Source organism: Caballeronia choica, from assembly GCF_001544535.1.
Taxonomy (GTDB): Bacteria; Pseudomonadota; Gammaproteobacteria; order Burkholderiales; family Burkholderiaceae; genus Caballeronia; species Caballeronia choica.
In genome coordinates this window covers 57994-83580 of sequence record NZ_FCON02000012.1, presented here as the reverse complement: position 1 = coordinate 83580, position 25587 = coordinate 57994, and the positions used below count along the sequence as shown (strand labels likewise).

The following is a 25587-nucleotide window of genomic DNA, read 5'->3' as shown; positions in this document are numbered from 1 at the left end:
CGCGCACCTCGTGCAGCTCAGACGCGCATGCTCCTGCCGCGCAGATCGTCGAGAACCGGCACGACCGCGAGTGCGACGAGGATCGTGGCGAGCGGCACCGTCGCGACGAAGCCGGCATGCTTGAAACCGAAAGCGCCCACGATGGCCCCGGCGAGAAACATCCCGAGCAGCGATGAAAGCAGGCGCAGCCGGGCACGGTCGGCGCGCACCTTGTCGCCGCCTTCCTGCGCCGCGCCGAGATTCCAGTAGAAAAGCTTGCCCAGTTCGATGCCGATGTCGGTGACAAGTCCTGTCACATGGGTCGTGCGGATCTCGGCTTTCGAGATCTTGGTGATCATTGCGTTCTGCAGGCCCATCACGAAGCACAGCAGGCCGACCGTGGCCGGCATGAACATCACGCGATGATGCTCAAGATTCGAACCAAGCAACCCGAAGCAAAGCAGCAAGCCGGCTTCGAGCAATAGGGGCGTCGCGTATTCGCTGTGGGCCTGTCTGCGCCGGCCCCAGTTGATGAGAATCGCCGACACCGCCGCGCCGCATAGGAACGCCGCCAGCGCGCTCAATCCGCCGACGACCAGCATCGTCTCGCCGATCGCGAGATTGTCGGCGAGCGCGGAAACGATGCCCGACATGTGCGACGTGTACTGCCCGACCGCCAGGAAGCCGCCCGCGTTCGCCGCTCCGGCGACGAACGCGAGTGCGAAACCGAGGCGGCGGTTAGCCGCGCCGGTGCGATGGCGTGCAGTGAGACTGCGAAGATAGTGGATCGGCATTGACCGGCACGAGAACGGGCGAGCGCCTATTTTATGCCATCAATATTCGGGGTTTCCGTGCGATGGGTTGCATCAGGATTCCGCGTGACCCGGGATGTTCCACTTCACCTCGACCACCCCGCCCTCCAGATGCCTATGGCGTCGAGGATCACGACAAGCGCGAACAATCCGCCGGGCAGGCCGAATCCAAGACGCCACTGCTGTTTCACGAAGGCCCAGACATAGGTAAAGAAGAACGCGGGCCAGGACCAGCCCTACTTGACCGCCTCACTCATGCCCGACGGATGCTTGAATACCTTGAATTGCGTCATGATCCCTCCCTTGTCTGGCCACCCTGAGAATGATCGGGCGGCACGATCCTGAATTGATCCGCTGCCGCTCGCGATAACTGCGCGCCACGTCATGGCCGCGCCTCGCGCATGCGGGAGACCGCGTCGAAAGTCGCCGTTGCGCGTTCGTCGATAGGTTCTCCCTGGCGTGTGTTTTGGAAGGGGAAGACGCTTGTCCGCGACTGCTCTTTAAAAGGGCCTAGGGCCATATCAACAAGACGAACAGCCGAAAAAATATTGAAAGCGCTTCGAGTGGCGTCGGCGTAGTTCGCACGCTATCCGGCAAGGGTCGCGCTCGAGTTCGCGCCACTGGCTGAATGTGGCACCGCCGTCACTTCGCCAGTGCGACGCCAAGGCACAAAAGACCCCGACTTCAGAATCCGCCGCACTCTTCGTTCTAAGGAAAGGACCGGGAGTCATGCGATGGAAGTATTCGCAAGCGCTCCACGACGAGCCTCGATGACCAACCCAAGCGCCTGCGATGAACAGTTTTGACGACAAGACCGTGCGGTTAAGCCGGTCTCCCCTTTCGACTGAGCAGGGGAGCGACGCGGACGTGGCGACGCGCCCCCGCGCCATCGTCGACGAGGCGCCGAACGCCTTGCCGGTGGGCACCCGGCTTGCGGAATTCGAGATTCTCGGATTGATCGGCGAAGGCGGCTTCGGCATCGTCTATCTCGCCTGGGACACTCAACTCCGGCGCAACGTCGCGCTCAAGGAATACATGCCGGCCTCGCTTGCCTCGCGTCACGGGCACTCGGAGGTGACGGTGCGCTCGGAGCGTCACGAGGAAGCCTTCGTGGCGGGCTTGAAGAGCTTCGTCAACGAAGCGCGAATGCTCGCCCAGTTCGACCACCCGGCCCTCGTCAAGGTCCATCGATTCTGGGAAGCCAACAGCACGGCATATATGGTGATGCCGTATTACGAGGGCACGACGCTCAAGGACGCCCTGCGCCAGATGCCCGCGCCGCCCTCGGAAGCGCTGCTGCTGAACCTGCTCGGCCCGCTCGTCGATGCGCTCGGCGCGCTGCATCGCGCGCAGTGCTTTCATCGCGATATCTCGCCGGACAACATCATTATTCTCAAGGACAGTGGCCGCCCGGTGCTGCTCGATTTCGGCGCGGCCCGCCAGATCATCGGCGACCTGACGCAGGCGCTCACCGTCATTCTGAAAACGGGCTACGCGCCTGTCGAGCAGTACGCGCAAGTGGTGTCCCTGAATCAAGGGCCCTGGACCGACGTCTACGCCCTCGCGGCCACGATCTATTGTGCGATTCGTGGGACGACGCCGCCGGCCTCGGTCGGCCGCATCGTCAACGATACCTATGTGCCGCTGGTCGAAGCCGCGGCCGGCTGGTATTCGGAACGCTTCCTGGGCGCGGTCGATCACGCATTGGGCATCATGCCCGCCGACCGTCCTCAGAGCATCGAAGCATTCGCCGACGAACTCGGCGTGACGAAGGCCGCCAGCGCGACATCGTCGCGGATGTCGTTCGAGACTGAAGCGCCTGCGCCTGTGGCTCCGTCTGCGTCTGCGCGTGCATCTGTGGCTGCTCGGAACGATGTCGGCAAGGCGCCGACCCAGCAAGCACCCGGGCGCGCGACGCCAGGCGCGAGCCAAACTCCCGCAAGCACAGCGGCGCGCATGGGCAAGCCGATGATCGCGGGGCTCGCGGCGCTCGGTCTGGTTGTCGTCGCGGCCGGCGGAGCAGGATGGCGGTACTGGCACTCCACGCATCAGGAGCAGCAGACGGTGTCGCCGATCCCGGCTCAACGCACGATAGTCGAGACGCCTGCTCCCGCCAGGCCGCCGGCCGCGTCCGAACTGCCGTCGCAAGGAGCGTCCGGATCACCGCCGCAGCGAGCCTCGGAAACGCCACCGCAACACACTTCCGAACCGCCGCAGCAACAAGCCTCCGAGCCGCCGCCGCAGCCGCCCGCCACGCCGGCGCCGAAAAACACCACTCGCGTAACGCCCCCGGCAGCGAGCGTCGCGGAAGAGAAAAAGACCCCGCCGGCACAGGAAAAGCCCGGGCTCGAAGGACGCGTGACGGTGGTGCTTGACTCCAGCGCCCTCGTCGTCGCGGGCCACGTCGTCAACCTCTATGCCATTCGCGGCGAGGACGGCGCGCAGGCCGAGGCGCTCAGGCGATACATCAACGCGCGGGGCGGGCGGCTCGTATGCCACACCCGCACCGACGACGCATATCAATGTCTTTTGCGAGGGGAGGATATAGCAGAGCGAGCTGTGCGCAACGGCTGGGCGCGATCGAGAGCGGGCGCTCCCGGCGCATATGTAGCAGCAGAAAACGAAGCGCGCAGTGGCAGACGCGGCATCTGGGCCATGTAGGAACGGCGCGATCGAAACACGTTTCGGCGCGCCGGCATTTCAGGAAAGGGACACAAAATGATCATGCGTTCATCGACCATCGCCAGCGCGCTTTGTGCGTCGGCGCTCATCGCCGGCTGTGCGAGCGACGGAACATTTGGCGACAATGGAAAGACCGTGGGAGGCGCGACGCTCGGCGCGCTGCTGGGCGGCGTGGCAGGCGCCGCCACGACACATGGCAACGCAGGCGCGACGATCGTCGGCGCGTTGGCCGGCGGGTTGATTGGCGGCGCGATCGGCGCGCAACTCGACGAGCGCGACCGCAGGATGCGCGACGCGGCACTCGCCGCATCGCTGGAGTCGCGCCGTGATGTCGCGCGCGAGTGGCGCAACCCGGAGACCGGCAATTCCGGCGCGATCAAACCTCTCAGCGGATACACGAAGACTGCGAACGCTCAAGTGTGCCGCGACTTCAACGAGAGCTACACGAAGGACGGCACCACCCGCACGGAGCAATCGCGCGCGTGCCGCGATACCGACGGCAAGTGGAAGATCGTGCACGCCTAGCATCGATGACCGCGAACCGCCTGCTCGCGCTCGTCATGGCGGCCTTCATGGCGTGCTCGACGGCACGGCATGGGGTAGCCGCGAGCGCCAGGCCGGCCAGTCCGGCAGACACGACACTCCTGCGCAGCGGCACGGCATTCATCGTGTCCCGGGATGGTTACATGCTCACGAGCGCGCACGTGGTGCGAGGCTGCCAGAAAATCGAAATATGGCCCGGCAACGCACCGCCGCTCGCTGCCAGGCTCGTCGCAGTGGACGACCAGTTGGACATCGCCCTCCTCTCGACAAAGCGAATGGTGGATTTTGCCGCCATGCCGCCCGCCGTTCCCCTGAAAGCGGGCCAGGCGGTCATCTACACGATCGGCTTCGGCCTCACGCCATCCACGCCGCGCGTGCCGGTGCTCACCCAGGGTTTCATCGACGGCACGACGTGGCGCGACGGGCGTCCCTTGCTCGTGATTCGCGCGCGTCTGTATGAAGGCAACAGCGGTGGCCCCGTGATCGATACGCGGGGCGCACTGCAGGGGATGGTCATCGGGCGCTATGTGACGAGACCCGATCTGAGCGTCGCGGTGCGGAGCAAGGAGATCGCCGGTTTCCTGAAGGCCCATGGCATCGAATCGATGTCGTTGCGGCTCAGAGCCCAGGCTGGCGGGTCCAGAAGCGAGCAGCTCTCGACGATGGCCTCGCTCGTGCAGTGCGCGCAGGCGCGGTGATAAGGCGCGCGTTCATGCTTGCGCGCATTCGTCTGTGATCTCGTGAATTTCCACCGCTTTTGGCCGGGTGATCCGGGGATCGCGTTCCATGCTCCGCAGGGCCGGCGCCGGCCGGAGCGCGATCTGGTTCGACTCCTCCGCCAGCAAGTTGAGCACGAGCAGAATGGCGTCGTCGTTGTCGGGGCCGATGTCGATGCCAAGCACGTCGACGAGCCAGCGCCCGATCTTGCTTTGCGCATAGTCTTCGGCCGACGCGGTCTTTTTGACCTTGACGCCAAGCCTGATCGCGCGATAGTGGCACGACGACACGCGATGCGCCGCCGCCAGCGCGGCAAGACTGCCCTTCTCGTCCGAGCACCGTCCGATGCTGCCGGCCAGGATGATGCGGTCGACGTCATCGAGCGCCTGGACGAAAGCGTGCGCGGCGCGGCGCACGCTGGATTCGCTCAGTCCGTGTTGCATCAGTACCGATTCGACCGGGTCCGAACCCGGATGCGCCAGCCTTTCCACCTCATGCCTGATCGCCTCGGTTTCCATCGATACATGGCGCTGGTGGTCGGCGCTGCGCAGGCAATCGATCAGGAAGCGCCGGAAATAGGCGCGGATTGCATAGAAGCTGGAGGGCGCGCTTTCCGCCGAGCACCGCGATTCTGCCCGGTTCGACGCGAGCCGCAGCACCTTGAGAAAAATGAACTGGGCGACGAGTTCGTCCTTGTCGTCGCGCAGGCATCGGAGCTCCGGCGGGTGGTAGGCATGAAGCGCGCGCTTCACCGCATCATAGAGCGCCGCCGTCTCCTGCTTCGAAAGCTGCGACCGGCGGCGCCACAAGTCGACGAGTTCGGGGCAGTGGGCGTCATCGTCGAGACGTTGGATCGTCAATGGCATCATCTGGGTCTCCAGGAGATGGCAAGGCAGCCGCGCCGGTAAGTCCGCGATGCGTGGCCACTAGCAGCGCGGCGCGGGGACCGCCGGGGCGGTGTCTGATGCATAAGATGTGCGATACCTCGCAGGTGCCAACGGTCGGACATGCGACGACAAACTTCGCTTCGACTGACCGAGCGACGCGCATCTGCGGCGCGAAGTCGACACGCTTGCCTGGTCGGCTGCTGCAATCGACATCCGACGTTGTGAATGGTGCGATCATTGGCCCTGGGGCAACACCCGCTATATCGAGGGAGTCGCGCCATCCAAAGGAAGGGCTCCTCGGGGGCATGGGCGAGGACGATTGCTCCTGCTTTTACATCTCGTCGGCATCGATCGAGGGCGCGCGTTTGCCTCGCCACGATGTCGGCAGGCAGCGTGTGGCTGGTCTATATGCAAAGCTTTACGACGGCGGGCGGGCATCGAAGAACTCAGTGTGTTCGGCCGCTGTGTCTACGGCGGGCATTGTCAGTGGCGACGGCGTCGCGAAGCATACTTCCCGCGCTCTCGCATCGACTGTTAAGCGCGGCACTTTGGCGGTTAGAATTGATCGTGTGCGCGTCAAGTCGATATGCGTAAAGAACTAAGACTCCCGGCGCGCAAGACTCCCAAACGATCAAACTTTCGATACCGATGGCATATACAAGTCCTCACGTCGCCGAACTGCTGGCACAACACAACGCACTTGAAAAGCAGTTGGCCGAAGCGCGAGAAAAAGAAACGCGGCTTGCGCTAATTGAAATCGTGCAAAAGATGCGCGAGTACAAGATCACTCTGCACGAACTGGTTGGCCGCAAGGCGCCTGCCGTTTCTGATTCCGGCGAGCCGGAAAGCCTCGTGAAGTATCGCGATCCTGTCACGGGTGCGACCTGGAGCGGTCGAGGGCGAGCACCGCGCTGGATCATCGGGAAGGATCGAGGCGAGTTTTTGGTGACGGCACGGGCGAGTGCTCGACGACCAGCGGCTAGCTCGCAGGGCAGCCTGTTCTCTGAAGACAACTGATGGTGGGCTTCGGCGATTTTTGTGAATCGCCGCGGTGGTGAGCTATGACAGTGTGAAAACGCCGCCCGCTGGGGACATTTGCCACTGCCGTTGAGATAGGTAACTGGCACGGCACGAACTGCCGATGCGCCGTGGCTAACGCTTTACCCCGCAGCGAGCGGGAGTTAATAGGTTTTCCGCAACGAGGTTCAGCATTTCCGCTTGGCAGGTTTGCTGAAATACTCCCAGGGGCAGCCCAAAAAAATGGACAACCGCACAGGAGGCTCTACAAGCCGCTCGTGCGACTCGAGTAAGGGGAGCCATCCCCGAACCGCGTTACAAGCCTCCGCAATGGGTATTTCTGCAATCGGGTAGGCGACGAATGGTTTTGCGGCGCCGTACCCTGCGTTCCAAATTTTTTTGATTGGCCACGCGCTCCACGGCGCGATCGCCTCGACGTCGACCGAACTACCGCCGCTGCGTGTTTAGCAGCGATAGTGGGTTTCCTGGCGCTTCAAACGGCGAGTTCGTCTGACGGCTGTCAAATCGCTCCGCGGTTCTAATCGGCTGGTATCAGCATACTTTCGCTTGCCGACCGAGTGTATGCGTCCGCCAAGCCGGGCGCTGACGCAGCATTCAACGGACCTGTTCGGTTGGCATGCGGTTGAACTTCGTTTCAGGACGCATGTGTTTGTCTCACGCTATTGCGCAATACGACGAGCGTCTGGCGGGAGCATTGCAGTCGCTACGTTTTACGTGTTGTCCGCTACATTTTTTGGCTGTAGCGGTGCTTTTGGATATAGGGGTGTCGGCGATAGACGAACACCGATTGCTGTCTTGTTTTTGTGCCGTTGTTTCGTGAAACAAAGTGAGTTTTCTCGCGTAACTAACTGTTTTAAATTGATTTTTTAGTTCTTCGCTGCGGATACCGATGTTTCACGTCTCGTCGAGGTCGTTCATCCAGCAATCGGTCAGGTGCATCGTTCTTTTTTCGGGGCTTTGGCTATCGCGGTGCGGTACCCAAAGCCGAGGTGCAAGGCGCGTATGCACGTTGGGCAATGGCTTCCACCTCCCGACTTCCCATTAGTCTCGATAAACGGGTCAAGCTTTGTCGGCGTCTAGACCGTTTAAGCAATTATTATGCCCGGAACGGGCAGTTTGCTTGGCTTGCGAGATGGCAACTTCCTTCATCTGCGCTCCGTGCACGAGACTATCGATTCCGCCGAGTCGGTTCCTGCTATTCCGAGCTAGGCAGGTATTTTGCGTTGGATGGAACCCTCAAGATGTTGGCCCAAAATTTAGAGCCGTTCCATTTGCTCCGAAGCCCCGCGCGCCGGCCGAATTTACAGGCCGTACGGTATTTACCACGTCGCGGATCCGCGCACCCGCCCAAACAGAGGCGATGAATCGCGATTGAGTCGGTCGCGGGGTCAGGAGTTGGATGGGTCCGGTGGGCGAATGGTTACATTCGATCGTAGAGCGTCGCGGACCGAAGTATGGTGTTGAGTGCTAGTAGTCAGATCCACATCGACGAACAGACTCACTTTGCGTACTCACATGCCGATGCGGCTCGTAAGGCAGGTTGCGGCGCGCCGGGTACAAGCGTTTGCGCAAGGCCGCTTCGTCGCTTCGGCGATACGGGTCCGAATTCCTGTCAGCCTGTGCCTTGCGTACATGCCTCTGCCAACTGTCCGGCGCTCTCACGCTTCTTGCTGATTTCGATGCCGATTCGAACTGTCGGAGAAAATGCCTGCGAATCGGGGAGCAGACAGAACGCCCGTATCGCAACGTCCGGGGAAACGCCTTCTGTTTGTGTTCCGGGCAAGCATGCTCGCAGTAATGGCCCGCGTATCTGACTCGCTCCAGCGAACGTGTGTCGAGTCGACACACTTCACTGCGCCCGCCCCCGTTACCGATCTGTCAGCCCGAGAACGCACGCGAGTCGAGAGCCTTCGCCGCGCGATTTTAGTTTGGGACAGAACGTCTAACCGCGGTAAGGCAATGTGTGTCGACTCGACACACACCGGGGAAGCATTCACCAACCCGCCGAGGCGGCGAATACCGTGCAGTTACTTTTAAGGCGTCGAAGGCTGTAACGTGAGCAGCCAAATCTGAGTCTTCCCGGAAGTCACCGAATGCGACACGGATTTTCGCGAACGGATGAGTGACCGCGTCTGCTTTCCGTGCCGGATGAAATAGGAGGTCCGCGCAGTTAATATTGGTCCTTGCAAGCCCTGCTTGGACTGCGACTACTGTATTGCGACAGTCGGTCGATGTGGTTGAATGACGCGCTCCGGATTTTTCGGAATACCCCGCGACTCAAGCTAGAAACAATATCAGTTCTTAAAGCGCTCGCGATCGCTTGGCGAGGCTCGTAAAAAACACCTGTGTTGCGCACCAAAATTTGCATGGCGTCGCGCAATGTCCGCCCACCATCGGCACGACCGCTATGCGTTACGAGGCATCTTGTATTGGCCGGAAACAAGAGGCCGAGATTTTTTTGCGTTCGTCTAGTCAGGGCGACCGGATTTGAACGTCGACCCAGTTCGTTGGAATCCCGCCACGCTCGTGGCTGCGCGGACCCACAAACGCCTTGGTTTTTGAACCTCAATCCGTGACCCGAAGTTATGCGGTTTGCGCAGCAATGGCCCGGTTGTCCAGTGCAACGCCTCGACTCGGATCATAACGGCAACGCAGCACAGCGACGGCCGCGAGCCGGATTCGGAGATTGCTCGCGCGGGCCAGGAAAGTCGGCCTTGTTACCCTGACGAAGAAGTTCGCAGGCTACGGCGCAATCCTCTGGACTCTAACGTCCATAGCCTTGCATCTGTCCGTCAGACAGAATGTGTAACCTTCTGTGGGTCGTCTTCTCGCGCTAGAGTGCGCCCGAAAGGCATTAGCATATGAGGGAAAGCGGGCGTGTGGCTGTGCAGTTCCGATCAACGGCGCGTCTCCACGTGGCATCTCGAAAAGGCAAAGGGCCCCTGAAAATAAGGCGCAAGAGGATCAGGCAGAGCATCTCACCAAGTCGCGCCGTCTCGCGCAGTCGCGCCCGATCGACGTTGTCGAACACGCTGCCGGCCCGAGCTTAACGTGCACCGCGCCCCATCCGTACGCAGTACTGTTGCTCGGCCAGCCTGCTCAGCCATATATTTCCAAGAAGGCACAAAAGTGACTCGACAGCATCCCGACAAAAATCCGCCCAGATCTTCGTTCTCAAGTCACTTCCAAGAGCAAAAAACAAAAATGCCGCTCAGCGCATAACTGAGCGGCACCACTGAGTCGGATTAATTCCGCGGGGGTTTCGAACGCCCGATCGTCAACCTGGTTTAACGTTGAATAACTCGCTGATGAGTTCGCGAATCTGTGTCTCCTGCGCCTCCGACAAGACACCCGTCCTGAGTTTCACAGTAAAACTGTGTGCATCCTTCGTAATGCTTCCAGCATGGCTTTTGCCCGAAAAGATTTTCTCGATGCTTCGCTCGTGCACGCCTTCAACCGGAATGCCACGCGTAACCTGCGCGACGATCGCGGACGCGAATTTGCCTTGATCAAGCGTTCCGTTCGCGACCGCAGTCCAAAGCTCACGGGCGGCGCCCAGTGCCGCATCACCGTGCTTCTTAATGACCGAAACGACCTCGTCCGCTGCCGTACCACCAAGCAGGCGCGGATTCAGATCAAGGTCCTGTTTGACAAAATCGGGCAACTGCTCGAAAGCCAGATACCGGTAAAGCCCTTTGCGTGACATGCCCAGCGCCTCAGCCATTCGCTTCCGGCTCGGAAATTCGGCCTCGCTCCGACGCAGCGACTGTCCAATTTCGTAGTCTGCCAAGTCCTCCCGGCTGACGTTTTCGACTAGTGCGAAAACGGCCATATCCTGGTCCGAACACTCGACGACGAGCGCCCGGATGGTCGGTTTGTCAACGATCTGATGCGCACGGAATCGGCGCTCGCCAGCGATCAATTGGTAACCCGTTTCCACCCGTCGGACGATGACCGGTTCGATCAACCCAACTTCCCGGATGGACTCGGCCAGTTCTGCCAGCTTGGTATTGTCGAATACCTTGCGCGGCTGCCATGGGTTCGCGGCGATTTCGGCAAGCGGCAGCTCCGATTGAGCGCCGGCTGCTTCGAGTTCCTGAATGCGCATGTTGGCTGCGGCCAGCGCGCCCGCCATGCCCGGCCCCGTCTTCGGCGACGCGGCGCGTCGGACTTCCTCAGGCTGGATATCTGCCGTCGACCGAAGATTCGCAGTCTGCTCAGCCATGCGTGCACGAATGTTCATTGCGCGAGTCTCCATTTCTCGACGTACAGGTCATCAAGCCAGCGGCAGTATTCCATCAGCGGCTGGCGGACCCGCTGGACGGTCTTCGCCACGCCGTCTGCCTTGCTGATGTCGAATACGGTAGAAAGCGCCAGCGCCCCGTTGCTCATCACGGAACTCGCTGGCACTTCCACGGTGTTCAGCCACTCGCCATACGCGCGCTGCACCCACGAGCGCACAATCGGCGCTGACGACGTCTGCCCATAATCCACCTTGGACAGCAATAAGGATATGAAGTCATATTTCTTGTCGCGCTCCATCGACATGAAGTTCGCCGCGATGTCGGAAAAGAGACTCCAGAAAGAGACCGAACTGATGAAATCCAGACTCTCCGGCACCAATGGCATCACCATGGAGTCGGCCGCCATCAGCGCGTTCAGCGTCAGGTACGACAACGATGGCGCCGTGTCCAGGATGATGTAGTCGTACTGTTTGCGGAGCGGCTCAAGGCCCTGTCGCAGAATCGCCCAAAACTTGAAGGTCGGCTTGACCTTCATCATGGCCGGCAGATGAAACTCGGCACCGAACAGGGACGGGTGCGCCGGGATGACGTCCAACCCGTCCCAGTACGTCGACTTGATGACCGAGGACAATCCGCCCTCGATACTCTGGTCATAGATGTAGGGCAATACCGTGGAATCCTCGTCGACCTCTTTCTCGGCGTAAATTCCGCACAGTTCCGAGAGGGACGCCTGCGGGTCGAGGTCGACCACGAGTACCTTGCGACCCCGCAGAGTGAGGCCTTGTGCCAGGCACATGCTAGTGGTGGTCTTGGTCGACCCGCCCTTGAAGTTGGCTACCAGGACGACGCGCCCATCCGCGTCGCGAGAGCCCGTTACCAGCGGAGACTGGTAGATTTCGGAAACTTGCTGGATGTAGGTGCGTGTTTCCGCAAGGGTGAAAAGTCGGCTGCGGCCTGTTCCATACGCCGCGCCGGTCGGCAGTGTGGTTCCTTCCCTGGAGGCAAGATAGTGAATCTTGCTCCGGTCCAGTCCACACAGTTCGGCCACTTCAGAGGTCGTGAACGTTGGCGCATTCTTTCGCGGACGCGGCGCCAGAATTTGATCGCGAAGTTCTTCCGTGAGCGTACTCACCCTTTCCGAGAACTCCGCAATATAGGCCAGGCTCACACTTCTATCTATAACCGGCAATTCGCTTCTAATTGACATTTTCACGCTTTTCCTCGAAATCGGGACGAAGCGTAGAATACAAGAAAAAAGTAAAAACACCCACAAGCAAGTGGGGATTTGGCTGATGAGCCAGGTGTGGTCAGCCGCCGAGAAGGATTTAATGGCGGTTCGCGAGCGGCCTGCGACCCCAGTTTCGCGTCTCAATGTGAATTCGCGGGGTCTATATCGATGACGCCCGCGTCGCGAATCCCTCGACGCGCTCACCTTGACGATCGGCACTGGCAAGCACGCGCCGCGGATGCAGGAAAAGCCAGTGAGGCAAGTTCCTTTTCCTAGTTCCATAGAAATCAGGCGGTAGGTGAGAACTTTTGTTCCAGTTCTTCGCGGCGACGCGGGAATAGCTGTCGCGGGTACAAAGCCTCTCACCTTGCCCGGGTACTTGCGCTCATTAAGCCCGCCACGCGGCTCCTCGACGCCACCCGACCTCTAATATTTGCTCAAATTTTAAGCGCAAGGTGAGAAGTTTTGTGCCGAACGGGCATAGATCGGGGCGTGCACGTCCGGGAGAGAACAAAAGGTCTCACCTTGCGATGCAGCAGAAGGCAAATCGATGGAAATGTGCAAACAAATAGAAATTGGTTGAGGACGATTGCAGATCACGCGCATGTGCCCGTCGTTCAGATCCGCAATTGGGTACAAAACCTCTCACCTCGACTTGTGACAACTGATCCAAAACGTCGCTTCGGGGGAAAAAGTCGTCTTTTACAAAAGCGCAGCCTGACCGCTACGGATTACCGCTGTCGGGAGCGTAGGACGTCGGGTAGAAAATCCTGACTATCTCGGCCAAATCGTGCCCCACAAACGATCATGTAGACATATCCAGCAAAACCCCGGGCTGCGACCGGTCAAGACCTGCGCGTACAAACATTCTCACCTCGTCGAGCGTCCTTCTGGGCACAAAAGTTCTCACCATCAGTTGCGATGCTTAAAGCAGAAAAAGTCGTATCAACGTTGGTTAGTTTTTTAAAAAGACAAACCAGAAAACCAACTTCACCAACATACAGAACCCCGCGAAACTGAATACTTTCAATGCATTAGCCCGAAAAAGGTGAGAGCTTTTGTGCTGAAGGTGAAGGGTTCTGTACAGGCAAGGTGAGATGAATTGGGCCACCGCGGTGAGGCGTTTACCTGCTGTAGGTGATGACTATTGGGTATGCATAACTCGAAGGTGAGAAGTTTTGTAATTGCGGTCAAATCGGCGAAGCGCCTCATGGATAGTGACTTTCCGCGTATCGGTCGTGATTAATGGTGAGCCCTTTTGTACGAGGGAGGTGAGAACATTTGTACCTACTCATCGTTGCCAGGCCGACCAGGCATCGATGGAAGGGCGCCAGTACCGTCCATCTGCTAGCCCAAGCCCGAAACCTCGCGCCATGCCCGCCGATTCATGGTGAGAACTTTTGTGTTGACATCTCACCTACCCATGCTAAATTGCGCCGCAGGAGACGAAGGAGAAGGGGATGGCAGACGAGATTGTGGCAAAAGCGACACCGCGGCAGATGTCGCTTGGACTGTTCGAGGATATGTTCCCCGACGGTTTGCCCATCAACGAATCTCCCAAGGAAATCGGCTTTCAGCGGAATAACGTCTTCGTCGAAATCACCGACATGGGCGTGACCGCGCGCCGGCTTATCGATGCCGCGTACTTCATCGTGGCGCAAGAAAAGGGCAACGCCGACCACTACGACGTCGAGCTCAACTACTTCAAGTGGCTCATGCGATACGACAGCAAGAACCACGTACATTTGCGCGCCGTCATCACGGAAGTCCAGAAATCGCTCATCCAGGTCACCGACACGCCGCCCGACCAGGCACCGCAAGAGAAGGATCTGTGGGTTTCGGTGCAGTTATTGGGCATCGTCGGCATTCACAACGGCCGTATCCGTTTCGAAGTGCCGCCGCAACTGCTGCGTCACATCAAGGATACCGACAAGTCCCATTGGCTGAGCCTGCGCATCACGTCCGCGTTCACGCTCAGTGCCGCGCGGGCAATATACGACCATATCCTGCCGTTCGTGCCGCACGGCATGACGGACTGGATCCCGCTGGACGTCATTCGCAACTGGGCGGGCAAGTCGGGGGCCAGCGCCGCGGTCTTCAAGTATTTCAAACGGGATACGTTCGAGCCGGCCGTGCGTCAAATCAACGAACTCTCCGACATCGACCTGTCGTACGAGACAAGGACCGAATCGGTGTCGTCGAAGAAAATCGACCGCATTCGTTTTCGGATGAGTCGCAAGGAAACGGCCGATTCCGTCAGGGCAAGCCTGCAGGGTGCACAGGAACTCTATCTCGCGCTGAAAAACGAATTCGGCGTGACGACCAAGCAGTTCATCATCATCTCGGAAAATCGCGCGGTGTGGACGGACGAGCGCATCCAGCAAGCCATCGAGTACACCCGGTTCCGCCTCGACCAGGGCAAGATCACCAAGAGCCCCGCCGGTTATCTGATGAAGGCGCTCCGCGACAACTGGCAGGTGCCCGAGGCCGAACGCAAGATGGTTGCGATACTCGAGGAAAAAGCGGAAGCCGAGCGAGTCGAAGAACACGCCAAGGAACATGCGATAAAAAAGGTCGAGGCCAACCATGCGGCACGGGATGCCGAAGTCAGGTCCCGGACGGCGGAAGAGGTCCGACAGGGGCGCGCACTTTTCGAAGCCTTCGATGCGCGGGCGCGCAAGGACCTGGTGCGTTCCTACCTCGTGTCGCCCGCAGGCAAGCTGCTGGTGAAGCGGCTGAAGCTCGAATCTGCTTCGCTTACCGAGGTCGACCTCTTGTCGCACGCCGATCTGGCGTGGGCCTTTTCCCAATTCGTATTCCTGCGCACTAAAAGCAAGGCCAAGAAGACTGAGAGCTGAGTGGACGAGGTCTGCTCGTCTTGGCCAGCGCAACGCGTCTTGAGCCTCGCGGTTAAAAGGTTCGGTTTGTGGAGAAGACCATCGTAAGGATGGTCGAATTCGAGAAGCGCATCGAACCATAAAATCATTGCATGAAGGCATCGCTACCGAGACAGATCGCAACTAACGGTCAATCCCCACCGCGCCGTTCTTCTCACATCGAACCAACCCGGTATCGCAGCGCAACCAGCGACCGACCCACGTTGGGCCGGTTGTGCCCAGCGTGAAGGTGTCATCACCATGCGTCCGCGCAATGACGGATGCGAGAGCGTCGCAGACCTTCATCCCGAAGACTCAGCGCCGCGCTCGAAGCAAACCCGTCGTCCGTGTTCATCCCGCTTGGCGACCTTCGCAACCATCGGTAGGCGCACAACGTTGACGCTCCGGCCGGACAATGCCGTAAAGAGGCCCGTGAGCACAATCACTCGACCAACCGCCAACCCAGGCGGCGATTCGCTGTTTCCGGCCCGACTTGTCCATTGACCAAGTGACGCTACAGCCCCTCTCAAAGCGGAAACCCCTCCGCAAACGCCTCGCGAAGATAAGCGATGAAAAGCGCCACCGCGCGCGGCACATGCGGCGTATACGGCCGCACGACATAGAGCTGTCCGGCAAAGGCCCCCACGGGACGCCATTCCCGCAAGAGCACCACGAGTTTCCCGGCCCGCACGGCGGCCTGTGCGGTGAAGTCCGGCAGCAGCGCGATTCCCATGTCGTCGAGCGCGGCGTCTCGCAACGCCTCGCTGTTGTTCGCCGAAAACGGCCCCGTCACGGTGACGGCGAGCGGGCCGGCGCTCGCCTTGCGTCCCGATTTTTTCTCGAATGACCAGATTCCTGGCCCCAACGCTCGCGGATAGAACAGGCAATCATGCGACGACAGATCGGCAGGCGACGCTGGAACACCTCGCCGCTTGAGATAGGCTCCCGTCGCGACGATCACGGAATGCGTTTCACACAGCTTCCACGCGACATGCGTTTCCGGCGCTTGCGCACTATGCCTGATCGCCAGATCGAATCCTTCGGTTGCGATCGAACTGATGCGGTCGGACACTTCGAGTTGCACGCGCACTTCAGGATTCGCGCGCAGAAACGCCGACATCTTCGGCACGAGTTGCTGACGAACGAAGGCGACGGGCGCCGTCACCCGGATCAATCCGCGCGCGACGCCGGCCATTTCGCGGACCGTCGCGAAGCTCGTCGCGATGCGTTCATACTCGCCGTGCGTGTTTTCCACCAGCCGCCGACCGGCCTCCGTAAATCGCACACTGCGAGTCGTGCGCTGCACCAAAGCAATCCCCGCCGCGCGCTCCAGTTCCGCGATGCGCTGGCTCATCGCCGCTTTGCTCACGCCGAGGCGCGCTGCCGCGGCCGTGTACGTTCCCTGTTCGGCGAGCACCGTGAGCCAGTGAAGATGCGTCCAGAGACCTTCGACCTTTTGCGTGTCCATGTGCTTATTGTTCACAAATCAAAACAATCATTTCAATCTTAGCGCCTTTGCAGACTCGCTGGAGCTTCCTACACTTGCGTCACTGTCAATCAATGTAGAGGAGACGAGATGCAAGCGTTCAACGATACCGCCGACGTGATCCATTTCATTCACGGTGAACTGGCGCGTGGTTCCGGTACGCGAAGCCAGCCCATCTTCAATCCCGCGACCGGCGAGCGTCCGCGTAAACTCGTGCTGGGCGAGACGGCCGACGTCGACACTGCGGTCGCAAGCGCCAAGGCCGCCTTCCCGAACTGGAGCAACACGCCGCCGATCCGCCGCGCCCGCGTGATGCTGCGCTTCCTCGAACTGATGAACCGGCATCGCGACGAACTCGCCGCGATCATCACGGCCGAACACGGCAAGGTCTTTTCCGATGCGCAAGGCGAGGTCGCGCGCGGCATCGACGTGATCGAGTTCGCCTGCGGCATTCCGCAACTGCTCAAGGGCGACTACACGGAGCAGGTCTCGACGGGCATGGACAACTGGACGGTCCGCCAGGCGCTGGGTGTCGTCGCGGGGATCACGCCGTTCAACTTCCCGTGCATGGTGCCGTGCTGGATGTTCCCGGTCGCGATCGCTGCGGGCAATGCGTTCATTCTGAAGCCGAGCGAGCGTGACCCGTCGGCGTCGCTCTTCATGGCCCGGCTGTTGAAGGAAGCCGGCCTGCCCGACGGCGTTTTCAACGTGGTCCAGGGCGACAAGGTGGTGGTCGACGCGCTGCTCGTGCATCCGGACGTGAAGGCAGTCAGTTTCGTCGGTTCGACGCCGATCGCCAACTACATCTACGAAACCGGTGCGAAGCACGGCAAGCGCGTGCAGGCATTGGGCGGCGCGAAGAACCATATGGTCGTGATGCCGGACGCCGATCTCGACCAGGCCGTCGATGCCCTGGTGGGCGCAGGCTACGGTTCCGCCGGCGAACGCTGCATGGCGATCTCGGTTGCGGTGCTGGTGGGCGACGTCGCCGACAAGATCATTCCGCGACTGGCCGAAAGGGCGCGCAATCTGATCGTGAAGAACGGCATGGAAGCCGACGCCGAAATGGGTCCGATCGTCACGCGACAGGCGCTCGAACGCATCGAGGGTTACATCGCGACGGGCGTCGAGGAAGGCGCGAAACTGGTGGTCGATGGTCGCGGCTTGAAGGTCGAGGGCCACGAAGACGGCTTCTTTACGGGTGGCACGCTGTTCGACAACGTCACGCCGGAGATGCGCATCTACAAAGAAGAGATTTTCGGGCCGGTGCTTGCGTGCGTTCGCGTAAAGGACTTCACCGAGGCCGTCGACCTGATCAACGCGCACGAGTTTGGCAACGGTGTCGCGTGTTACACACGCGACGGTCATGTTGCCCGTGAATTCGGTCGTCGTATCGAGGTCGGCATGGTGGGCATCAACGTGCCGATCCCGGTCCCGATGGCGTGGCACGGCTTTGGCGGCTGGAAGCGAAGCCTCTTCGGCGACACGCACGCGTATGGCGAAGAAGGCGTGCGGTTCTATACGAAGCAGAAGTCCATCATGCAGCGGTGGCCGGAAAGCACCGAGAAGGGCGCTGAGTTCGCGATGCCGACGTCGAAGTAAAGCACTCCGTTAAGTCATGGCAAGCGGGCGCCGCGCGCAGCAATGCGTGTGGCGCCTGTTTCTTTGTGCGTCGCACCCGATGTGCTTTTCACGTTGTCGTGCTTCCAGATCACTTCAGCCCGACGCAGGGAGGAGCTACTTTTTCCGGCGTGGAAAGAGTAGCCTGCTTCGTGGTGGTAATGGAAAGGACAGCGCAACGCTAACGAGAACAAGGCGTGGGAGCGATGCTTTCCCGAACCTGCTCCCTTCAGTAAAGAGTGTTTTGCCCCTCGACCGGTTGACCGTTGCATCCCGGGAAACGAATATCGTCTGCAAGGCATTCTTGCGTGAGAATTTAGCTGTTGGGGTGGGTCTGTCGTTGGAAGCATTCAGCGTCACGCGCCAGGCAACTCGAGGAACGATGGACCCCCTCCAAACGCCAGAGCCTTATTGGCAGGGCGAGCGCGCGGAGGCCGGTTGCGCATGAATCGCGAGCTCACAACCAACTCACGACAGGACTCTTTCGCATGCAGCGTCAATTTGACGACCTTCTGCTGGGCAGTATCGAGTTGTTCTGTCTGGCGGCGGAATTGGGCAGCTTCACGCTTGCCGCGACGGCCGCGAGCGTGACACCGGCTGCGGTAAGCCGCTCGGTCGCACGGCTGGAAAAGCGGCTGGGCGTCAGGCTATTCGTGCGCACGACGAGGCAGATCCGTCTGACGGATGCCGGACGCAATTACTTCGAGCGATGCAGGCAGGCGCTCGGTCAACTCGCCGATGCCGAACGCGAAGCGACCGGTCAGCAGACCACGCCTGCGGGCGTGCTGCGCATCAGCATGCCAACGCCGTATGGCCACTTCCGCTTGCTGCCGCTGATGGCCGAATACCGCGAGCGCTATCCGGACGTCACGGTCGAGGTTCATCTGAGCAACCGTAATATCGAATTCGCCGAAGAGGGCTTCGACCTGGCGATCAGAGGACGTGCACCGCGAGACTCGGGCCTGATTGCGCGTGCGCTGGAAGATGCCGAACTGGTGGTGGTGGCCGCGCCCGCCTACTTGCGCAAGCGCGGGACGCCGAAGACGCTGGACGACCTGGTCAATCACGATTGCATCCAGTTCGAGCTGCCGAGCAACGGTCGCAATATTGCGTGGCACTTCAAAGTGGACGACGCGTTGCTCGAAGTGCTGACGCGCGGGGGCTATGGGTCATCGGGCGATGTGCTGGCGGGTGTGACATTGGCGCGTCATGGCGCGGGACTGTTCCAGACCTACCGCTTCGTCGTCGAAGAAGACTTGACGAACGGGTCGCTGGTCGAGGTGTTGCGGCCTTTCGGCGGTTGCACGAGACCCTTCATCCTGCTTTACCCGCACGGCCGGCATCTGGCTTCGCGCGTGCGGACCTTTGTTGATTTTGTCGTGGAAAAGCTGCATGCGTGAACGGCGAGCGACCGTCCGGGATCTCCACCGAGCTGCAGCAAAGAGGAGACGAAGACCGTGACCGGTACATGATCGAAGGTGCCGGGTTGTTGGATGAATCTTTTTGGAAAGGACGTGACATGAGCAGTCAAACCGAAAGCAATTCACTTCTCGCATTGCTGGGAATTCAAAAGCCGATCATCCAGGCGCCGATGGCAGGCGTAAGCACGCCGGCACTCGCGGCGGCTGTGTCGAATGCGGGTGGGCTCGGATCGCTGGGTGTCGGGGCGATGAACGCGGACGCTGCGCGCAAGGTGATTCGCGATACCCGGGCGCTGACCGACAAGCCGTTCCACATCAATGTGTTCTGCCACAGCCCCGCAATCGCGGATGAAGCCGTCGAGCGTGAATGGCTTCGCTGGCTGGCGCCGCACTTCTCGAAGTTCGGCGCGAAACCGCCTGAAAAGCTGGGTGAAATCTATACCAGCTTCCTCGAAGACGACGCCATGCTGAAAGTGTTTCTGGCGGAAAAGCCGGCGGTTGTCAGCTTCCATTTTGGCCTGCCGTCGAAGGAAGCGATCGCGGCACTGAAGGATGCAGGAATCAGGTTGCTCGCATCGGCGACGAACTTGAAGGAAGCAGCGGTTGTCGCCGAAGCGGGAGTCGACGCGATTGTTGCGCAGGGCATCGAGGCGGGCGGACATCGCGGCATGTTCGATCCAGAAGCGCTTGACGAAGGGCTGGGCACGTTCGCGTTGACACGGCTCCTCGCGTGCAACGCCAGACTGCCGGTGATTGCGGCGGGCGGCATCATGGATGGCGCGGGTATCGCGGCTGCGCTGGCCTTGGGCGCGCAGGCGGCGCAGCTTGGCACTGCGTTCGTTGCGTGCCCGGAAACGTCGATCGACGAGGGCTACCGTCGCGCGCTGTTGGGCGACGCTGCGTCTCACACGATCCTGACGCCGGCGATTTCAGGCCGGCTCGCGCGCAGCATGGTGAACGGTTTCACCGAGCTCGGACTCGTGGCGGACCGGCCGAGAACGCCGGACTATCCCATCGCCTACGACGCAGGCAAGGCGTTGCACGCGGCAGCCAAAGCGAAGGGCGACTTCGGCTATGGCGCGCAATGGGCGGGGCAGGCGGCCGCGCTCGCCCGCTCGATGCCGGCGGCGGAACTGATCGCGGTGCTGGAAAGCGAGCTTCGCGATTGCGTGAAGCGTTTGCAGCAGATAGGCGCGTGACGCCGCGTCAGCTCATGGCAATCAAGCGCGCCGGCCTCAAAGGAATCGTAGGGGCCGGGGTGACACGCTCTTCGAAGTGTCGCTGGAAATGAGTCAATGGCGAGTGGGCGTAACTTCCCGCACGAGAGACGAAAACCGTTTCGATGCGCGCCTCGTCCGCATCTATCGCATGACACGCGAGGTTCATGCCGGGCCGCACCACTGAAGTGGGCAACATCGTAATACCGAGACCGGCCGCGACGCAGCCGAGCAGTCCTTCGAGCGTGCCGAATTCGAGGACCTTCACCTTCGCGACCCCGCGATTGCCGAGCAACATTTCGAGCCGCCTGCGGTAGACGCAGCCCTGCCGGAACATGAGAATGCGCACCTCTTCGGACGACGCAATCAGGTGGTCCAGCGACCTCACCTGTCTAGACGTTGCGATAGTCAACTCTTCCTCAAACGCAACCACCGACTCCAGGTCGCGGTGCGCAACCGGGCCGGCGACAAACGCACCGTCGAGCTTGCGATCAAGCACGTCCTGGACCAGTTCTCCCGTGGTTCCCGTATAGAAGTTCACATCGATCAGCGGGTAAAGCTTCGTGAAGCTGATCAAGAGAGATGGCATGCGGACAGCGGCCGTCGTTTCCATCGAACCCAGACGAAGCGTCCCTTTCGGTTCGCCGTTATCGGAAACCGCATGCTTCGCTTCGTCGACGAGAGCGAGGATCTTCGTCGCATAGGATTGCAGATGCGTGCCCGCCGCAGTGAGCGACATGCCGCGACTGTGGCGGTGGAAGAGCAAGACGCCCAATTCCTGTTCCAGTGCATGGAGCCGCGCGGTGACATTCGACTGGACCGTGTTCAGTTGCGCCGCCGCTCGTGTCACGACACCCGCTTCCGCTACAGCGGCAAACACTTTCAGATCGCGCACATCCATGAGCCGTCTCTCCCGGTCAGCCGTTTCCCGGCGGATTGTAGCGCCGACATCCCGTCGCGGGCGCTCACAAATCGCGCGCATCGGTGCACGCCGGGAAGGCAATTCGCAGGCGTGGGTATCTGGTCAAACGATCGCAGCTATCAAAACAAATCGTTTCAAATGCTGGGTGGGATGGGCCACTATTGCTCACGGGAACGGCAAGCGTGACGCGAGTTCGAGTGCTATAGCAAGCGGCCTGGCCGCGCGAGAAACGGTGCCGATCCTGGCGTGATCAAAACAGCACTGTGAGCAGGATGCAGAAAACGCACTTCCCGTCGAGCATGTGCCTGGAAATTCAAAACTACCCGCTGCGTCTGAGCAGCGCCGTGTTCCGAGGAACAGGAGACAACGATGTTTGAGCGTTACGAAGCACTCTCGAAGAAACTGGGCATCGATCATTCGGTGCTGCTTGGTCCGATGGATCTCGTATCGGGCGGCAAGCTCGCCGCGGCGGTCACGCAAGCCGGCGGTCTCGGCATCATCGGCGGCGGCTATGGCGACGAAGCGTGGCTTCGGGAGGAGTTCTCGCAGGCACAAGGCGCGCGCGTAGGCGTCGGCTTCATTACTTGGAGTCTTTCACGACAGCCGCATCTCGTCGACGTGTGTATCGAGCACTCGCCCGTCGCCGTGATGTTCTCGTTCGGCGACGCGAGCAAGCACGTCGAGAAGGTCAAGAAGGCGGGCATCCTGTCGATCTGCCAGGTGCAGACGGCGGAGATGGCGCGTGAAGCTGTCGCGTATGGCGCCGACATCATCGTCGCTCAGGGCGCGGAAGGCGGCGGCCACGGGATTGCGTGCGGGACCCTGCCGCTGGTGCCCAACGTGGTCGATGCCGTCGGTGACAAGGTGCCGGTCGTCGCGGCAGGCGGGATCGCGGACGGACGCGGATTTGCCGCATCGCTCGCGCTGGGCGCGTCGGGCGTCCTGCTCGGTACGCGCTTCTATGCCAGCGAAGAAGCGATCGGTCATGCGGATGCGAAACGCCGTATCGTCGACTGCAAGGGTGGCGAGGAAACCATCCGCGGCATTCTGTTCGATATGGCACGCGATAACGTCTGGCCGTCGCCGTACACGGGACGCGTGCTTCGCAATGATTTCTCCGATCGATGGATCGGTCGTGAACGCGACCTGCTCCAGCACCTGCACACTGAAAGGCCTCGCTTTCTCGAGGCGCGCGCCAATCATGAGTTCGACACCGCGCCGGTCATTGCTGGCGAATCGGCAGGGTTGATCCATGACGTCCGCCCGGCCAAGGCGATCGTCGACGATCTGGTGCGGGAAATGTCGGAGATCCTCGGCTATGCGGGCGCACGTGGACCGCGCGACGCCAAGGCCGCCGCGTGAGTGTCGTGGATGGACATGCGCAAGTGCCGGAGCTTCGATGAACGAGCGGATCGGGACGCAGTTGGAAGCGGCGACAGGGGGCGCAAGTGCGCGTGTGCTTGCGGTCAGTGTCGGTGTGAGCGCGCCGCTCGATATCGGTGCCGCTTCGCCGGGCCTCGTGGTCGAGTCCGGAATCAGAAAGCGACCCGTCAGCACGATCGACGACCCATCCGATGTCGAAGTGAAAAGGCTGGGCCTGACGGGCGACGAGCAGGCGGATCTGAGCGTCCATGGCGGGCTCGACAAGGCTGTCTATCTGTATCCCGTCGAGCACTACGAATGGTGGCGGCGTCGGCGTCTTGAAGCGGGCGTGCTGGATGCGGAGACGCCCTTGATGTTCGGCGCACTAGGCGAAAACCTTACGACCACCGGCCTGCTCGAAAACACCTTGTGGATCGGGGACCGCATCGAGATCGGCGAGGTGGTGTTGCGAGTGGAGGCGCCGCGCAGTCCCTGTTTCAAGCTCAACGCCGTGATGGGCTACAAGCGGGCGGTCAGGCACATGCTGCTCAGCGGACGCGCGGGCATTTATCTGAGCGTCGTGACGACGGGCTTTATTTCCGGCGGAGCGCCGCTGCGGGTCATTCCAGGTCGTCGCGAGGAATCGATCGTGGAGATGCTGGATTGGCGTCGGAGTCGCGCTCGCCGGGAAGCTTAGACATGGTGAGCGCCACGCCGGCTATCTCCGATTCAGATACCCCTATGCAATACCTTCGCTTGATCTTCGTTTTGAAGAGTGCGAACTTGGAGTCGGGCGCTCGGTGCGGCGTTATCAACATCAGCCCGATGCTCGTCGCGATGCGCCATTCCTTAAGAGACGATTGCCGAAAATGACTGACCTCACTACTGTTCAACGCATCGGAACATTCGCTTCGAACGCGAATCCGAGCCATCTCACGCCGGAGGCTCGCACGCTGTTCAAGCGCAATATCCTCGATAGTCTCGGGTGCGCGATTGCAGCGCTACCCGGCGCGCCGTTCAAGGCGCTGCGCGAGCAGTTCGACGAATACCGGGGTTCGGGCGGCGGCTCGTGCTCGCTGATCGGCGGAGGCACGACGTCCCCCGATCAGGCTGCGCTCTATAACTCCGGCCTCGTCCGCTACGTTGACTTGCTCGACAGTTATATGTCTCCCGGCGGCCTGTGTCATCCGAGCGATAACTTTGGCGCGATCCTGGCGGCAGCCGAACACGCGTCGGCAAGCGGCGATGAGTTCATGCTCGCGCTGGCGGTCGCATATGAGATCCAGAGTCGAATCACCGCGATCGTGCCGGTGATGTCGAAGGGCTTCAATCACGCGATTCAACTGGCCATATCGGCGGCGGCGGGGTCCGGCAAGCTGTTTGGATTGAACGCCGAGCAGATCGCTCATGCGATCGCGATTGCAACGGTCGACAACATCTCGCTCACGTGTGTCCACTCCGAACCGGTCTCGCAATGGAAAGGCTTTTCGCCGGGCATTACCGGTATGCGCGCGGTGTATTCGGCCTCGCTGGCGAAGCGTGGATTTACTGGTCCGCTTCGCCTGTTTGAAGGCCCGAACGGCCTGGTCCGGATGTTCGATCAGCCGATCGACGTCGACTGGGAAGACCCGCGGCTCGAAGTCATCTTCCAGACCGTGATGAAGAAGTATTGCTCGCTGATTCATGGCCAGCCGGTGCTGGAAGTCACGCTGGCTTTGAAGCGCGCGAACAACGTCAAAAGTGCAGACGTCGAAGAAGTGATATGCGACATCTTCCAGACGGGATTCGATATCGCGGGCGGCGGCGGCTTCGGTCCCAAGGATCGCCCGCAAACCAAAGAGCAGGCGGACTACAACCTCAAATATCTGATTGCCGCCGCACTGCTCGACGATCAGGTCGGCCCGAGGCAACTGGAAACCGAGCGGATTCAGGCGGCGGACGCACAGGCGCTCCTGAAGAAAGTGAGTGTGCGTCCCGATCCGGCATTTACGGCGCAATATCCGCAAGCGCTGAATACGCGCGTGACGATCCGTTGCAAGGATGGCCGCGAGTTTTCCGAAGCACACGTGGGCTTCGAGGGCGGCCTCGACAATCCCTTGACCTGGGAACGCACCGTCGAAAAATTCAATTGGCTGAGCGAGCAATATGCCGACGAAGCGCTTCGTGCCCGGATCATTGATCTGGTTTCGACATTGGAAGAACACTCGGTGGCTGAGTTGATGCAACTCATGACCAAGGTCAGTCCAGTAGCAACGTTCCCGGCCAAACACCCGGGAATTCAATAACGATACAGGCCCTCAGGAGAGACACAATGGCCCTCATTTCTTGTGACATGCGATTTGGTAGAACGGACGAGCAAAAGCGGCAGCTTGCGGCCGGCTTGTTGCGCGTTGTCAGCGAAGCAACCGGTGAAACCAGGGACGACATTTTCTTCGTGATCCGCGAAGGACGTGGCATCAACTTTGTCGAACATGGTGAGCATCTTCCGGAATATGTGGAAGGCGCCGCCAACGACAAAGACCTGATCAGCCGCCTCAAATAACGATACTCTGG

18 protein-coding genes are annotated in these 25587 nt (G+C 60.6%); 12 read left to right on the top strand and 6 right to left on the bottom strand.

Annotation, left to right across the window (positions count from 1 at the left end):
- Window positions 1-17: 17 nt before the first annotated feature.
- Window positions 18-773, bottom strand: a complete 756-nt coding sequence (locus AWB68_RS08005; RefSeq protein ID WP_087643819.1) for a YoaK family protein — start codon at window positions 771-773, stop codon at window positions 18-20.
- 810 nt (window positions 774-1583) lie between these two features.
- Here AWB68_RS08005 and AWB68_RS49310 point away from each other — a divergent pair.
- The 3 genes from AWB68_RS49310 (at window position 1584) to AWB68_RS07990 (ending at window position 4714) form a co-directional block, all read left to right on the top strand.
- Window positions 1584-3452: a protein kinase domain-containing protein gene (locus AWB68_RS49310; protein ID WP_087643818.1), complete on the top strand. Its 1869-nt coding sequence runs from the start codon at window positions 1584-1586 to the stop codon at window positions 3450-3452.
- Between the two features lie 63 nt (window positions 3453-3515).
- Window positions 3516-3998: an RT0821/Lpp0805 family surface protein gene (locus AWB68_RS07995; protein ID WP_160109985.1), complete on the top strand. Its 483-nt coding sequence runs from the start codon at window positions 3516-3518 to the stop codon at window positions 3996-3998.
- Window positions 3999-4003: 5 nt separating this feature from the next.
- Window positions 4004-4714: a S1 family peptidase gene (locus AWB68_RS07990; RefSeq protein WP_087643816.1), complete on the top strand. Its 711-nt coding sequence runs from the start codon at window positions 4004-4006 to the stop codon at window positions 4712-4714.
- A 12-nt stretch (window positions 4715-4726) separates the two neighbouring features.
- Here AWB68_RS07990 and AWB68_RS07985 read toward each other — a convergent pair whose 3' ends face one another.
- Window positions 4727-5599, bottom strand: a complete 873-nt coding sequence (locus tag AWB68_RS07985; RefSeq protein WP_235028254.1) for a hypothetical protein — start codon at window positions 5597-5599, stop codon at window positions 4727-4729.
- A gap of 732 nt (window positions 5600-6331) precedes the next feature.
- On the opposite strand from AWB68_RS07985, the gene AWB68_RS07980 reads away from it, so the two are divergent.
- On the top strand, window positions 6332-6637 hold the full coding sequence (locus AWB68_RS07980; RefSeq protein ID WP_235028253.1) for an H-NS histone family protein: 306 nt from the start codon (window positions 6332-6334) through the stop codon (window positions 6635-6637).
- 3298 nt (window positions 6638-9935) lie between these two features.
- Here AWB68_RS07980 and AWB68_RS07975 read toward each other — a convergent pair.
- Entirely contained in the window at window positions 9936-10901 is a 966-nt protein-coding gene (locus AWB68_RS07975; RefSeq protein ID WP_235028252.1) for a ParB/RepB/Spo0J family partition protein, read from the bottom strand.
- A complete protein-coding gene (locus tag AWB68_RS07970) occupies window positions 10898-12109 on the bottom strand; it encodes a ParA family protein (protein ID WP_087643813.1) in 1212 nt (403 codons plus the stop codon). The genes AWB68_RS07975 and AWB68_RS07970 overlap by 4 nt, the downstream gene beginning before the upstream one ends.
- 1481 nt (window positions 12110-13590) lie before the next feature.
- Here AWB68_RS07970 and AWB68_RS07965 point away from each other — a divergent pair.
- Window positions 13591-14988: a replication initiation protein gene (locus AWB68_RS07965; protein ID WP_087643812.1), complete on the top strand. Its 1398-nt coding sequence runs from the start codon at window positions 13591-13593 to the stop codon at window positions 14986-14988.
- A gap of 544 nt (window positions 14989-15532) precedes the next feature.
- On the opposite strand, the gene AWB68_RS07960 is transcribed toward AWB68_RS07965, so the two are convergent.
- A complete protein-coding gene (locus tag AWB68_RS07960; protein ID WP_087643811.1) occupies window positions 15533-16474 on the bottom strand; it encodes a LysR family transcriptional regulator in 942 nt (313 codons plus the stop codon).
- 108 nt (window positions 16475-16582) lie between these two features.
- On the opposite strand from AWB68_RS07960, the gene AWB68_RS07955 reads away from it, so the two are divergent.
- The 3 genes from AWB68_RS07955 to AWB68_RS07945 all read left to right on the top strand — a co-directional run bounded on the left by AWB68_RS07955 (window position 16583) and on the right by AWB68_RS07945 (window position 20732).
- Window positions 16583-18094 carry a CoA-acylating methylmalonate-semialdehyde dehydrogenase gene (locus AWB68_RS07955; RefSeq protein ID WP_087643810.1) on the top strand — a complete coding sequence of 504 codons (1512 nt, stop codon included), beginning with the start codon at window positions 16583-16585 and terminating at the stop codon, window positions 18092-18094.
- 506 nt (window positions 18095-18600) lie between these two features.
- The gene (locus tag AWB68_RS07950; RefSeq protein WP_087643809.1) at window positions 18601-19512 is read left to right on the top strand and encodes a LysR family transcriptional regulator; all 912 of its coding nucleotides are present in this window, start codon (window positions 18601-18603) and stop codon (window positions 19510-19512) included.
- A 119-nt stretch (window positions 19513-19631) separates the two neighbouring features.
- Window positions 19632-20732 carry an NAD(P)H-dependent flavin oxidoreductase gene (locus AWB68_RS07945; RefSeq protein ID WP_087643808.1) on the top strand — a complete coding sequence of 367 codons (1101 nt, stop codon included), beginning with the start codon at window positions 19632-19634 and terminating at the stop codon, window positions 20730-20732.
- Window positions 20733-20739: 7 nt separating this feature from the next.
- Here the strand turns inward: AWB68_RS07945 and AWB68_RS07940 are convergent, their stop codons facing one another.
- On the bottom strand, window positions 20740-21651 hold the full coding sequence (locus AWB68_RS07940; protein WP_087643807.1) for a LysR substrate-binding domain-containing protein: 912 nt from the start codon (window positions 21649-21651) through the stop codon (window positions 20740-20742).
- A 390-nt stretch (window positions 21652-22041) separates the two neighbouring features.
- Here AWB68_RS07940 and AWB68_RS07935 point away from each other — a divergent pair, with 390 nt between their 5' ends.
- From AWB68_RS07935 to AWB68_RS07920, 4 genes are all read left to right on the top strand, one after another.
- Window positions 22042-23034 (top strand): NAD(P)H-dependent flavin oxidoreductase, encoded by a 993-nt coding sequence (locus AWB68_RS07935; protein ID WP_087643806.1) that lies wholly within the window; start codon window positions 22042-22044, stop codon window positions 23032-23034.
- A 37-nt stretch (window positions 23035-23071) separates the two neighbouring features.
- The gene (locus tag AWB68_RS07930; RefSeq protein ID WP_087643805.1) at window positions 23072-23731 is read left to right on the top strand and encodes an MOSC domain-containing protein; all 660 of its coding nucleotides are present in this window, start codon (window positions 23072-23074) and stop codon (window positions 23729-23731) included.
- A gap of 172 nt (window positions 23732-23903) precedes the next feature.
- Window positions 23904-25319, top strand: coding sequence for an MmgE/PrpD family protein (locus AWB68_RS07925; RefSeq protein WP_087643804.1), 1416 nt, complete (start codon window positions 23904-23906; stop codon window positions 25317-25319).
- Window positions 25316-25576, top strand: a complete 261-nt coding sequence (locus AWB68_RS07920) for a tautomerase family protein (RefSeq protein WP_374729561.1) — start codon at window positions 25316-25318, stop codon at window positions 25574-25576. The genes AWB68_RS07925 and AWB68_RS07920 overlap by 4 nt, the downstream gene beginning before the upstream one ends.
- Window positions 25577-25587 lie beyond the last annotated feature (11 nt).